General features: G+C 68.5%; 10 protein-coding genes and 1 tRNA gene. 5 read left to right on the forward strand and 6 right to left on the reverse strand.

The features are described 5' to 3' along the window. Positions 1-8 precede the first annotated feature (8 nt). The 5 genes from ACFU6I_RS15470 (at position 9) to ACFU6I_RS15490 (ending at position 6,984) form a co-directional block, all read left to right on the forward strand. A complete protein-coding gene (locus ACFU6I_RS15470) occupies positions 9-1,955 on the forward strand; it encodes a copper resistance protein CopC (protein ID WP_384366009.1) in 1,947 nt (648 codons plus the stop codon). Between the two features lie 8 nt (positions 1,956-1,963). Further along, positions 1,964-3,274: an iron uptake transporter deferrochelatase/peroxidase subunit gene (efeB, locus tag ACFU6I_RS15475; protein ID WP_384366012.1), complete on the forward strand. Its 1,311-nt coding sequence runs from the start codon at positions 1,964-1,966 to the stop codon at positions 3,272-3,274. A 27-nt stretch (positions 3,275-3,301) separates the two neighbouring features. Continuing rightward, positions 3,302-4,237, forward strand: a complete 936-nt coding sequence (gene pheA / locus ACFU6I_RS15480) for a prephenate dehydratase (protein WP_327245342.1) — start codon at positions 3,302-3,304, stop codon at positions 4,235-4,237. Between the two features lie 663 nt (positions 4,238-4,900). Beyond that, the gene (gene serS / locus ACFU6I_RS15485; protein WP_266983610.1) at positions 4,901-6,190 is read left to right on the forward strand and encodes a serine--tRNA ligase; all 1,290 of its coding nucleotides are present in this window, start codon (positions 4,901-4,903) and stop codon (positions 6,188-6,190) included. Further along, complete coding sequence (locus tag ACFU6I_RS15490; protein WP_384366015.1) at positions 6,187-6,984, forward strand: HAD family hydrolase; 798 nt, start codon at positions 6,187-6,189, stop codon at positions 6,982-6,984. The genes serS and ACFU6I_RS15490 overlap by 4 nt, the downstream gene beginning before the upstream one ends. A gap of 112 nt (positions 6,985-7,096) precedes the next feature. On the opposite strand, the gene ACFU6I_RS15495 is transcribed toward ACFU6I_RS15490, so the two are convergent. The 6 genes from ACFU6I_RS15495 to ACFU6I_RS15520 form a co-directional block, all read right to left on the reverse strand. Next, positions 7,097-7,184, reverse strand: a tRNA-Ser gene (locus ACFU6I_RS15495). A 323-nt stretch (positions 7,185-7,507) separates the two neighbouring features. Continuing rightward, on the reverse strand, positions 7,508-8,203 hold the full coding sequence (locus tag ACFU6I_RS15500) for a hypothetical protein (protein WP_384366018.1): 696 nt from the start codon (positions 8,201-8,203) through the stop codon (positions 7,508-7,510). A 301-nt stretch (positions 8,204-8,504) separates the two neighbouring features. Continuing rightward, the gene (locus ACFU6I_RS15505; protein ID WP_266983614.1) at positions 8,505-9,224 is read right to left on the reverse strand and encodes an ABC transporter permease; all 720 of its coding nucleotides are present in this window, start codon (positions 9,222-9,224) and stop codon (positions 8,505-8,507) included. 30 nt (positions 9,225-9,254) lie between these two features. Further along, positions 9,255-10,166, reverse strand: a complete 912-nt coding sequence (locus ACFU6I_RS15510; protein WP_327245346.1) for an ABC transporter ATP-binding protein — start codon at positions 10,164-10,166, stop codon at positions 9,255-9,257. Next, positions 10,163-11,071: an ABC transporter permease gene (locus ACFU6I_RS15515; protein ID WP_384366022.1), complete on the reverse strand. Its 909-nt coding sequence runs from the start codon at positions 11,069-11,071 to the stop codon at positions 10,163-10,165. Before ACFU6I_RS15515 ends, ACFU6I_RS15510 begins: the two co-directional genes overlap by 4 nt. After that, entirely contained in the window at positions 11,061-12,080 is a 1,020-nt protein-coding gene (locus ACFU6I_RS15520) for an ABC transporter ATP-binding protein (RefSeq protein ID WP_384366025.1), read from the reverse strand. The genes ACFU6I_RS15515 and ACFU6I_RS15520 overlap by 11 nt, the downstream gene beginning before the upstream one ends. Between the last annotated feature and the right edge of the window lie 169 nt (positions 12,081-12,249).

The following is a 12,249-nucleotide window of genomic DNA, read 5'->3' on the forward strand; positions in this document are numbered from 1 at the left end:
GACACCCCATGACAGCCACCGCCCCGCACTTCGGGCCGTCCCCGTCCGTGCCCCCGATGCGCCGGCCACTCGCCGCGGCCGCACTCCTCGCCGCGCTCGTCACCATGGTGGCGGGCCTGCTGCTGGGCGGCGCGGCACCCGCATCCGCACATGCCGCACTCACCGGGAGCGATCCGCAGGACGGGGCGGTGGTCGCCACCGCCCCCAAGGAAGTCACACTCACCTTCTCCGAGCAGGTCGCCATGGGCGACGGTTCCATCCGGGTCCTGGACCCCGGCGGCAAGCGCGCCGACACCGGTACGGCACCGCGTGATCTGCAGAGCGGCTCCACCGTGAAGTACGGCGTCACGCTCCACTCCGGGCTGCCCGACGGTACGTACACCGTGGCCTGGCAGGCAGTCTCCGCGGACAGTCACCCGATCTCCGGTGCCTTCACCTTCTCCATCGGGGCCCCCTCGAAGACCACCGTCGCCCTCCCGTCGGACGAGGCCGGCGGTGGCCTGGTCGGCGCGCTCTACGGCATCGCGCGGTACGCCGCGTACGCCGGGTTCATCGTCCTGGCCGGTGGCGCGGCCTTCGTCCTGGCCTGCTGGCAGCGCGGGGCGGGCGCACGCCCGCTGCAGCGTCTGGTCGTGCGCGGCTGGCTGACCCTCACCGCGGCCACCCTGGCCATGCTGTTGCTTCGGAGCCCGTACACAGGCTCCGGGAAGCTCGCGGACGCCTTCGACCTGGACGGCCTGAAGGCCGTGCTCGAAACCAAACCCGGGGCCGCGCTGGTCTCACGGCTGCTGCTGCTCGGAGCCGCCGCGCTCTTCATCGCCGTCCTGTTCGGGGCGTACGCGAAGCGCGAGGACGAGCGGGAGAAAAAGGACCTCACGTTCGGACTGGCCATCGGCGGCACGGTCATCGCCGCCGGGATCGCCGCGACATGGGCGCTCGCCGAGCACGCCTCGACCGGGATCCAGCCCGGCATCGCCATGCCCGTCGACGTGCTGCATCTGCTCGCTGTCGCCGCCTGGCTGGGCGGACTCGCAGCGCTCCTGGTCGCGCTGTACCGGACACCGGACATCGGAGCCACGGCGGTACGGCGCTTCTCCCGTATCGCGTTCGGCAGCGTGCTCGTGCTCACCGCGACCGGGCTCTACCAGTCCTGGCGCCAGGTGGGCTCCTGGTCCGCGCTCACGGGCACCGGGTACGGACAGTTGCTGCTCGTGAAGGTGGGACTCGTCGCCGTACTGGTCGGCGTCGCATGGATCTCGCGGCGATGGACGGCTCGGCTGACCGAGGTCCCGACCGGGGCCGGGACCGCAGTGGACCCCCAGATGGACGCGGCTGCCTCCGCCGAGGTGGAGGGCGAACCCGCGGACGAGTCCGAGGACCCGTCACGAGCCGCCCAGCTCGCCCGGCAGAAAGCCGCTGTGGCCACCGCCACGAAGAAGCGGATCCGCGATGCCGACCCCGAGCGGTCCGGACTCCGCCGCTCCGTGCTGGCGGAAGTGGGCGTCGCGGTGGCGCTTCTGGCAGTGACGACCGTACTGACCTCGACCGAACCGGGACGCACCGAGGAGGAAGCGGCCCGCGCCTCTACCGGCGCATCCGCGCCCGCGACCGAAGGACCCGTCACGCTGAGCCTGCCGTTCGACACCGGAGGCCGGAACGGCAAGGGCACAGTCCGGATGGACATCGACCCCGGCCGCACCGGCGCCAACGAGCTCCACCTCTGGATCGACGGACCCGACGGACAGCCCATGGACGTACCCGAGGTGAAACTTGCCTTCACCCTGAAGTCCAAGGACATCGGGCCACTCCCCGTCCTCCCCGACCGGCTCACCGAGGGGCACTGGACGGCGAGCGGCATCCAGATCCCGATGGCGGGCGACTGGAAGGTCGCGGTGACGGTCCGTACGTCGGACATCGATCAGACCACCATCGGCAAGAACATGAAGATCGGCTGAGCGGGATCGTGAGCACAGACAGCAAGAAGATCGGAAACGACGGGGAGAGCTCCACCGGCGAGCTCTCCCGGCGGCGGTTGCTCGGCAGCGTAGGTGCAGCCGGTGCGACCGGACTGGTGCTGGGCTCGACGGGTGGTGCGATCGGCTATGCCACGGCACGCCCCGACGAGCCGACAGCACTGACGACGGTCGGCTCGACCGAGGAAATGTTCCACGGGAAACATCAACCGGGGATCACCACTCCGCTTCAAGCACGTGGCCATCTCATCGCCTTCGACCTGGCACCCGGCACCGGGCGGAAGGAAGCCGCCGCCCTGATGCGCCGCTGGTCGGCCGTGGCCCAGCGCCTGATGGCCGGCGAACCCACCAATGGGGGCAGCGCGGACGGCACGACACACGACACCGGGATCGCGCTGGACGCCGGACCGTCCTCGCTGACCGTCACCTTCGGCTTCGGGCGCACCTTCTTCGAACGCACGGGCCTGGTGGCTCATCGACCGCCGGGGCTGGACCCACTGCCGCCGTTCTCCTCCGACCGGCTCGACTCCAAGCGCTCGGACGGGGACCTGTGGGTGCAGATCGGTGCCGACGATGCTCTCGTCGCCTTCCACGCACTGCGCGCCATCCAGAAGGAGGCCGCCACGACGGCCGGGATCCGCTGGCAGATGAACGGATTCAACCGCACCCCCGGCGCCACGGCCGCGCCGGCAACCGCCCGCAACCTGATGGGACAGATCGACGGCACCGGGAACCCGAAACCCTCGGAGAGCGACTTCGACCGGCGCATCTTCGTACCGTCTCAGCCGAAGACGGGCGACGAAGCGAAGTACGCCTGGCTGGCCGGTGGCTCCTACGCGGTCGTACGGCGGATCCGGATGCTGCTCGACGACTGGGAGAAACTCCCGGTGGCGCAGCAGGAGCGGGTCATAGGGCGGCGCAAGTCGGATGGCGCGCCGCTGAGCGGTGGCACCGAGACCACCCCGATGGAGCTCGACAAGGCGGGCCCCGACGGCAAGCTGCTGATCCCGGACAACGCCCACGCCCGGATCTCCTCCCCCGAGCGGAACAGTGGGGCTGCGATGCTGCGGCGCCCCTTCTCGTACCACGACGGCATCGCGGCCGACGGCACTCCCGACGCCGGGCTGCTGTTCATCTGCTGGCAGGCGGATCCGCTGAAGGGATTCGTGCCGGTGCAGCGCAAGCTCGACCGGGGCGACGCGCTGTCGCCGTTCGTCCGGCACGAGGCGAGCGGCCTCTTCGCAGTGCCGGGCGGTGCGGCGAAAGGGGAATACGTGGGGCAGCGGCTCCTGGAGTCCTGAGCGGGCAAGGCGCATTAGGGTGACGGTATGTCCGCCACGCGCTACGCCTATCTCGGTCCCGAAGGCACCTTCACCGAGGTCGCCCTCCGTACGCTCCCGGAAGCCGCCACGCGTGAGCTTGTCCCGATGGTCTCCGTACCGGCGGCTCTGGACGCGGTACGGAGCGGGGCTGCCGCGGCAGCACTCGTACCGATCGAGAACTCCGTCGAGGGCGGCATCACCGCGACCCTCGACGAGCTGACGACCGGCGAACCGCTGATGATCTACCGCGAGGTGCTGCTCTCCATCACCTTTGCCCTGCTCGTGCGGCCCGGCACCAAGCTGTCCGACGTCAAGACGGTCACCGCGCACCCGGCCGCGCAGCCGCAGGTACGCAACTGGATGGCAGCCCATCTGCCGGAGGCCGTGTGGGAGTCGGCCGCGTCCAACGCGGATGGTGCGCGCCTGGTGCAGGAGGGGCGGTACGACGCCGCCTTCGCCGGCGAGTTCGCGGCGGCCACCTACGGTCTCGAACCGCTGGTGACGGAGATCCACGACGCGGAGAACGCACAGACGCGCTTCGTGCTGGTGGGGCGCCCTGCCCGGCCCGCGGCGCCGACCGGTGCGGACAAGACGTCGGTGGTCATCTGGCTGGGCGACGACCACCCGGGCGCACTGCTTGAACTCCTCCAGGAATTCATGGTGCGCGGGGTGAACCTGATGCTGATCCAGTCGCGGCCGACCGGCGCGGGCATCGGGAACTACTGCTTTGCGGTCGACGCCGAAGGCCACATCGCGGACCGCCGCGTGGGAGAGGCGCTGATGGGGCTGAAGCGGATCTGCCCGAAGGTGCGGTTCCTCGGCTCTTATCCGCGTGCAGGGGTGGCGCCCGAGGACGTGCGACCGCTGCGCGACGGGACGTCGGACAGGGAGTTCACTGACGCGTCGGACTGGCTGGCCCGGGTCCAGGACGGCCGCGCCTGACCGGGAACCGGACGATCGGGCCGATGGCCTTGCGTAACGGTCGGGGCTGACGACCTGTCCCGACGCCTGGGCCGACAGCCGGGTCGGCGTCCCTGGAACCGCTGCGTGCGCACATCGCCGGTACTACCTGCCGATTTTCACAATCCACAAGAGTTATCCACAGGGTTGGTTCTCGGCCTGGGGACAAGTCGACACCACAACACGGCATGGTCGACAAATCGCCCCACTCGCCCACACCCGCCCACAGAACCGCAGGTCGCCCGTGTCGCCTCAATTCCATTGATCAACTCCTTAGGGTGAGGAATTCCCACCCGAATGAGTGTGTGAAGTGAGTTTGAACGAGGAATCCATGACCCCTCATGCGGCTTTCGGAATGATCTCCTCCTGTGTCCACAGACCTCCCCCACAGCCTGTGGATAACCTTGATGGACCCCCCTCCCCTGTGGACAAGCATCCCCAACTCCCCCTGCGCGCACGGCTGGCACGTCAAGGGCGAAAGCCCTTTCTGCCCCATTTAGGGGAATAGAAGCCCCCTATTGACGGCCGGCGTCGATCACTGGCGATGATTTTCCTCCCTTTTATCAATTCCGGCAATTCGGGCAAAGTGACACGCTTGGCAATATCGGTTCGAGCTACGGAAGCGCACACCGGTAGCCTGGAGGGGTGATTGACCTTCGCCTGCTCCGTGAGGACCCCGACCGTGTTCGCGCCTCCCAGCGCGCCCGTGGAGAGGACGTCGCGCTCGTCGATGCCCTTCTCTCCGCCGACGAGCGGCGCAGGTCGTCCGGTGTCCGCTTCGACGAACTCCGTTCCGAGCAGAAATCGCTCGGAAAGCTCATCCCCAAGGCTTCTCCCGAGGAGCGCACCGAGCTGCTCAAGAGGGCCGAGCAGCTGAAGGCCGATGTCAAGGCGGCCGACGCTGCGCAGGACGAGGCCGACGCGGAGGCCAAGAGCCTGCTGCTGCAGCTCGGCAACATCGTCCACGAGGACGTGCCGGTCGGCGGCGAGGAGGACTTCGTCGTCCTGGAGACGCACGGCACCATCCGCGACTTCGGTGCCGAGGGCTTCGAACCCAAGGACCACCTGGAACTCGGCGAGGCGCTCGGCGCGATCGACATGGAGCGCGGCGCCAAGGTGTCCGGCTCACGTTTCTACTATCTGACGGGTGTCGGCGCGCTGCTGGAGCTCGCTCTCGTCAACGCCGCGATCGCGCAGGCCACCGAGGCCGGGTTCGTCCCCATGCTGACCCCCGCCCTGGTCCGGCCGCGCGCCATGGAGGGCACCGGCTTCCTCGGCCAGGCCGCGGAGAACGTGTACCACCTGGAGAAGGACGACTACTACCTGGTCGGCACCTCCGAGGTCCCGCTCGCCGCGTACCACATGGACGAGATCATCGACGCGGACAAACTGCCGCTCCGCTACGCGGGCTTCTCGCCGTGCTTCCGCCGCGAGGCCGGTACGTACGGCAAGGACACCCGAGGCATCTTCCGCGTCCACCAGTTCGACAAGGTCGAGATGTTCTCGTACGTCGACCCGGCGGACGCCGAGGCGGAGCACCGGCGTCTCCTGGACTGGGAGAAGCAGTGGCTGACCGGTCTCGAGCTGCCGTTCCAGGTGATCGACGTGGCCACCGGCGACCTGGGGGCCTCGGCCTCCCGGAAGTTCGACTGCGAGGCGTGGATCCCGACCCAGGGCAAGTACCGGGAGCTGACGTCCGCATCGAACTGCGACGGTTTCCAGGCGCGCCGCCTCTCCGTCCGGATGCGCGACACCCGCGACGGCAAGAAGGTCCTCCAGCCGCTCGCCACGCTGAACGGCACGCTCTGCGCCGTACCTCGCACGATCGTGGCGATCCTGGAGAACCACCAGTTGGCCGACGGTTCGGTACGCGTGCCCGAGGTGCTCCGTCCCTACCTGGGCGGGCGCGAGGTCCTGGAACCGGTTGCCAGGTGACATTTCCGTACAAGCTCGTTGCCACCGACCTCGACGGGACGCTGCTGCGTAACGACGACACGGTCTCCGAGCGCACCCGCGCGGCACTGGCCGCCGCCACCGCGGCCGGCGCCGCGCACATCATCGTCACCGGGCGGGCTGTCCCGTGGACCCGGCACATCCTGGACGACCTGGGCTACCAGGGGATCGCGGTCTGCGGGCAGGGCGCGCAGGTCTACCACGCGGGCGAGCACAAGCTGCTGACGTCGCTGACGCTGGACCGCCAGCTCGCCGGCCTCGCCCTCTCCAAGATCGAGGCGGAGGTCGGGCCGCTGGCGCTGGCGGCGAGCCGCGACGGGCTCGACGGTGAGGTACTGGTCGGTCCCGGCTACCGCGTACAGGAAGGGCCCCTGCCTGCCGTCTTCGTGAAGGACACGATCGAGATGTGGTCCGCGCCCCTGAACAAGGTCTACATCCAGCACCCGGAACTCGACGACGACGCACTGGCGAACGCAGCGCGTGGGGCCGTCGGCAACCTGGTGAACGTGGTCATGGCAGGTCCGGGCGTGGTGGAGATCCTGCCGCTGGGGCTGACCAAGGCGACCGGGCTCTCGCTGGCGGCGCGCCGGTTGGGTGTGAAGGCGGCGGACACGCTCGCCTTCGGTGACATGCCGAATGACATCCCGATGTTCGCGTGGGCGCAGCACGGGGTGGCGATGGCCAACGCGCATGACGACCTGAAGGCCGTCGCGCACGAGATCACCGCCTCGAATGAGGACGACGGCATCGCTGTGGTGCTGGAGCAGCTGCTCTAGGAAGCTCCGCGGTCCGCGCGAACACGGGGGAATCACGGGCCGGGTGCAGGCATGCGCCCGGCCCGTGAGCCTGTACGGCCTCGGCACGGGGTTGTCCGTGCCGATATCTGTGCGGAGGATGCGCGGATCGAACGCGCGCGGGGTCAACAGCCCCGACCACGGCTTAGCAAGCCGCTGCCTTACCACTCGGCCAATCCTCCGGGTGGGCGGCCGCGCGATGCGCGCAAGAAAAGCCGCCCCGGGCGTCCTGCTGGGAGCGGCTCAGCGGAGTGAAGTGATGGTTACTCCGGCGCCTGCTCCGGGCCGCCCTGGTGGGAACTCGACGGACTCGTACTCTCGGTCATCGTCGCGCTCCTCTCCCGGTCCTGTGGCATGCCTTCCTCGTGCCTCAACCACTGTGCCTGGCGGGGGTCCTTGTCCGCCACTCATTATTCGAGCGGCGACGACCGAGGGGGAGTGCTCACTGTCCGCCCCCGGCCCTCGCACGCCTGGCCGTGGGCGGACAGCCGGTGCCGGATGGGGATCAGCGGCGTCTACGGTGACGTCGCAGATCCTGGAGCTGACGGACGAAGTCGTCCATCCGCGCATCGATACGGACGATGTCCTCGGACATGTCCCCGAGCCGGACACTCATCGCGCCAACGACCCGATTCGTGGTTTCCAGCCTGCGGTCGAGGCTGTCGAGCCGGTGCGACATCCGGTTGAGTACCGGCCCGAGCTCCTGGAGCGCCGAGCCGACTCCGGCCAGGCAGCTCTCGACACGGGTGACCCGGCGGTCGAGCGAGGCGAGCCCTGTCCGCAGATCCTCCTCCGCACCCAGGAGGTAGGTGCGGACGCATCGAGCGATGTCGCTGTCGCGAAGAAGCATGGCGACGTTGAGCACGGTCCGACGGGTGAACAGCCGCAGTTGAGTAGCAGCCTGTGGATAACTTTCCACCCCCTCGCCCTCCCATAGCGACTCCATGTCGCCATGGAAATCCCGCAGCTCAGTGCCACGCAGCACCCGCATGCCGTTCTCGGTGAACTCCTTGTGGTGGCGATCGGTCGGCCTTCTGAGCGAGGCTGTGGATACTTCGAAGTAACGAGCCACATCCTCTGTGCGGACGTGAATTCCGTCAGGGAGCATGACAAGGCTCTTGACCTTGTCGAGGACGTCGACGCGCCCCATCTGCTCGAAGCGCAGCGCACGCGATTCGAGCAGGGCGACTTCCGTGGGCATGGGCATGCCTTCCGTTCGAGAAACCGGCAATGGACGGCCCTGTCCCCGGGCTTCAGGGGCGGAGGACGCTCACGGTTGCCACTCACCCGATGACCGACCCGGCCCGCGCCCTCTCGCCGGAGCCGGAGTCGGCAATCCCCAATTTCACGAACGCTACGACGCCACGGATTCTCATTGCCTCCACGCCCTCTGAACAACGAACCGATAACCGTACAGTTACGCGCACGACTGTCCGTTCATACGTCAACCCCCGCCCGAGGGGCAGGGGTTGACGGACGAACGGGGCAGCAGAGCCCTCGGCTCACTCCTCGCCGGCGAGCTTCAGCGTGCGCAGCTTCTGGCCCGCGTACCACGTGGCGAGCACCGTGACAGCCGCCAGCAGAACCGTCGCAAGCGGCAGCCCGACCTCCGAGGTGATCGCGCCCTCTCCGCCGACCTTCTCGGCAAGCGCGAGCGACCACTGCTGCACGCTGAGCGTGCGCGCCCCGGGCACGAAGCTGCCGAAGAGCGCCTCCCACACCAGCGCGTATACCAGGCCGAAGACCACCGCATGCCTGCTGACCGTGCCGAGCAGCAGAAACAGCGCGCTGTACGCGATGGAGGCGACCAGCGCCGCGATCGTGTACGCCACCGCGATCTGCTGGCCGTTGCCATTGAGGATCATGCCCGCGACGAATGTCGGCAGGGCGGAGAAGACCATGGTCACCGCGATCGCCACGATCAGCTTGGTGAAGATGATCGTCGGCCGTTTCACCGGCTTGGCCAGCAGATAGACGATCGATCCGTCGTCGATCTCGGGGCCGATGGCCCCCGTACCGGCGATCACACCGATCAGCGGCACCATCGTGGCGATGGCGAAACCGCCCAGCACATTGGCGGCGACCTGGTCATCGGCCCCGGCGAACGCCCGTACCGCGACGGCGATGACGATCAGCAGCGCGGGCAGGACGAAGAGGATCGCGGCCCTGCGCCGGCCGAGCAGGGCCCGGTAGGTGAGCCGGGCGACTGTGGGGTTGTACATGACGCTTCACAGCTCCTTTCAGGCCGCTACTCAGGCCGCTACGAGATAGGAAAAGACCGATTCGAGGGACTCGTCGGACGGCGAGACGGTCAGCAGACGGATGCCGTGTTCACGCGCGACCTTCGGCAGCAGCGTGGTGAACCGTCCGAAGTCGACTGCCTGGATACGCAGCGCCTGCTCGCTCAGGTCCACTTCGATCCCGGCCGTCGACGGGTCGGCGATGAGCGCGGCGGCGAGGGCGCGGTCGTCGCTGGACCGTACGAGATAGCGGTGCGGACGGTCCGTCATCAGGCGACGGATCTTCCGGAAGTCACCGGACGCGGCATGCCGTCCGGCCACGATCACCTCGATGTGGGAGGCGAGTTGTTCGACCTCTTCGAGGATGTGCGAGGAGAACAGGACCGTACGGCCCTCGGCGCCCATCCGCCGCAGCAGCTCCATCAGCTGCATCCGCTGGCGCGGGTCCATCCCGTTGAACGGCTCGTCGAGGAGCAGCACGGACGGCTCGTGGACCAGCGCGGACGCCATCTTCACGCGCTGCCGCATGCCCTTGCTGTACGTGGCGATCTTGCGATCCTGCGCGTACTCCATCTCCACCGTGGCCAGCGCCTTCTGCGCGGCAGCCTCGTCGAGTCCCTGCAGTTCCGCGTTGGCGACGACGAATTCGCGGCCGGTGAGGAAGTCGTACATCGCCTCCCGCTCCGGGACGATGCCGATCTGCCGGTACACCTCCTCGTTGCGCCAGATCAGCGCGCCGTCGAGGGTGACCTTGCCGGTCGACGGTGCGAGGAACCCGGCCATCATGTTGATCAGCGTGGACTTCCCCGCACCGTTGGGGCCGAGCAGTCCGGTCACGCCGGGTCCCACGGTCATGCTCACGTCGTTGACGGCGACCACATTGCCGAACCAGCGCGAGGTGTGGTCGATCTCGATGGTGGTCACAGCCCGACCCTCCGGTAGCGGCGCATCAGTACGGCGTACGAGCCGGCGACGAGCGCGAGAACAACGATCAGATACACCACACCTGCCCCGGCGCCCGGTCCTTCCCCTCCGGGGAAGTGGGAAGTGGCACCGAGGAACGCGGTCTGGACGCCGCCGATCAGCGTGATGGGGGAGAAGAGCCCCAGCCACTGCACGGCGCTCGCCGATCCCGTCTGCCAGGCGATGGCCTGGACCGTGGAGACCGCTCCGTACGAGATGGTCAGGACGGCAATCACCGCGGCGACGCCGAAGCCGCGACGCGGAGTCAGTGCGGCCATGACCAGGCCGAGCCCGGCGAAGAGCACGGAGAGCACCGCCACCGACACCAGCCCCTGCCCGAACCACTTGGTCTGGTCGGCGAAGTCGAACTTCGCCAGCAGAGCGCCCACGTACATCACCAGCAGCGGCGTCACGGTGAGGATGAACAGGGCCGATGCCATGGCGGTGTACTTGGCGACGACGTAGTCGACCCGCTCGATGGGCCGTGAGAAATACAGGGGAACGCTCTTGAAGCGGAGATCCCGGGAGACGGACTGCGGTGCCTGCGAGGCGATGAAGAGGCCGATGACGGCCTGCAGATAGATCGCGAAGTCCGTGTACTTCATCACGAGCTTGGTCGCGTTGGGCGTGGCCATCGCGACGGCCACGGTGATCAGCGCGACCAGGCACATCACCCCGAAGAGCAGCATCGGGAGCACCTTGGACTTCGCGGAACGCCCCAGTCCGAAGGAACCCCGCAGCGACTGCGAGTAGAGGGAGCGGCGGGCATAGCCGCGGCCCAGGCGCGGGCCGTCGTAGGAGCGGTACCCGATGTTGTGGATCCGGGTGGCCCCGCCCCCGGTCACGGCCCCGGTCTCAGTGCTCATCGTGACCGCTCCCCTTCTGCTGTGCGGCTCCGGTCAGGACCGTCTCCGCGGTCTCCGCGGCGCCTTCTGTACGGAAGACCTCGGCGATGTGGTGGCGCCGCTGTTCCATGCGTACGAGACCGAGTCCGAGTCCGGCGACACTGTCGCGGACGATGTCGTACGTCTCCTCGCCGGTGGCCTCGATCAGCAGGATGTGACCGGCGCCGGGCAGGCCGTCGGCCTCGATTCCGTCGCGGCCCAGCAGCGCGACACCGGCTGCCGTGAGCGCCCGGCGCAGTGCGCCCGTGCCGTCGGGGTGGGTGTCGCTGTCGGTGACCTCGACCGCGAGGGTCGTGGTGATCTGGGTGAAGTCGCTGGTGGAGCTGGAGCGCAGCAGCGCGCCGCCGTCGATGACGACGACATGGTCGCAGGTGCGCTCCAGTTCGCCCAGAAGGTGGGAGGTCACCAGGACCGAGATGCCGAACTCGGTGTGGACCCGGCGGATCAGGCCGAGCATCTCGTCGCGGCCGACCGGGTCCAGGCCGTTGGTCGGCTCGTCGAGGAGAACCAGCTGCGGGTCGTGGACCAGCGCCTGGGCCAGCTTCACGCGCTGCTTCATGCCGGTCGAGTAGCCACCGATGGGGCGGTAGCGCTCCTCGTACAGCCCGACGTGGCGCAGCGTGTCGGCGGTGCGCTCACGCGCCGCCGTCGGCGGCAGTCCGGACATCCGCGCCATGTGGACGACGAACTCGGTGGCCGAGACGTCCGGCGGCAGGCAGTCGTGCTCGGGCATGTAGCCGACCCGTTCCCGGATGGCCGCGCCACTGGTGGCGACGTCCAGCCCGAGCACGGCGGCCCGGCCCTCGGTGGCGGGGGACAGACCCAGCAGGATCTTGATCAGTGTGGACTTGCCGGCTCCATTGGCGCCCACCAGGCCGGTCACACCGGGCCCGATGTCCAGGGAGAGCCGGTCAAGCGCGGTCACCCGAGGGAACCGCTTGCTCAGGCTTTCGGTCGCGATCACAGTCACGTCCTCAACGGTAGTGGCGCGGGCCACACCGGTCGTCAGACCAGGCGGTTGGATCGGCGTCAACCTCCAGTCGTACGGCCCCGTAGGGGGACCCCACGAAGGAGGACGACGAAGGTAAGGGTGCTGGCCTGGGGCAGGGTCGGCGCGGAGTGCTCGGGGAGTTGTCCAC

Source organism: Streptomyces sp. NPDC057486 (assembly GCF_042802415.1).
GTDB classification, from domain to species: domain Bacteria; phylum Actinomycetota; class Actinomycetes; order Streptomycetales; family Streptomycetaceae; genus Streptomyces; species Streptomyces yanii.

Bases quoted from the DNA above. Each gene is read 5' to 3' on its own strand.
- ACFU6I_RS15500 (WP_384366018.1), bottom strand. From the start codon at position 8,203: ATGCCCACGGAAGTCGCCCTGCTCGAATCGCGTGCGCTGCGCTTCGAG.
- ACFU6I_RS15505 (WP_266983614.1), bottom strand. From the start codon at position 9,224: ATGTACAACCCCACAGTCGCCCGGCTCACCTACCGGGCCCTGCTCGGC.
- ACFU6I_RS15515 (WP_384366022.1), bottom strand. From the start codon at position 11,071: ATGAGCACTGAGACCGGGGCCGTGACCGGGGGCGGGGCCACCCGGATC.
- ACFU6I_RS15470 (WP_384366009.1), top strand. From the start codon at position 9: ATGACAGCCACCGCCCCGCACTTCGGGCCGTCCCCGTCCGTGCCCCCG.
- pheA (WP_327245342.1), top strand. From the start codon at position 3,302: ATGTCCGCCACGCGCTACGCCTATCTCGGTCCCGAAGGCACCTTCACC.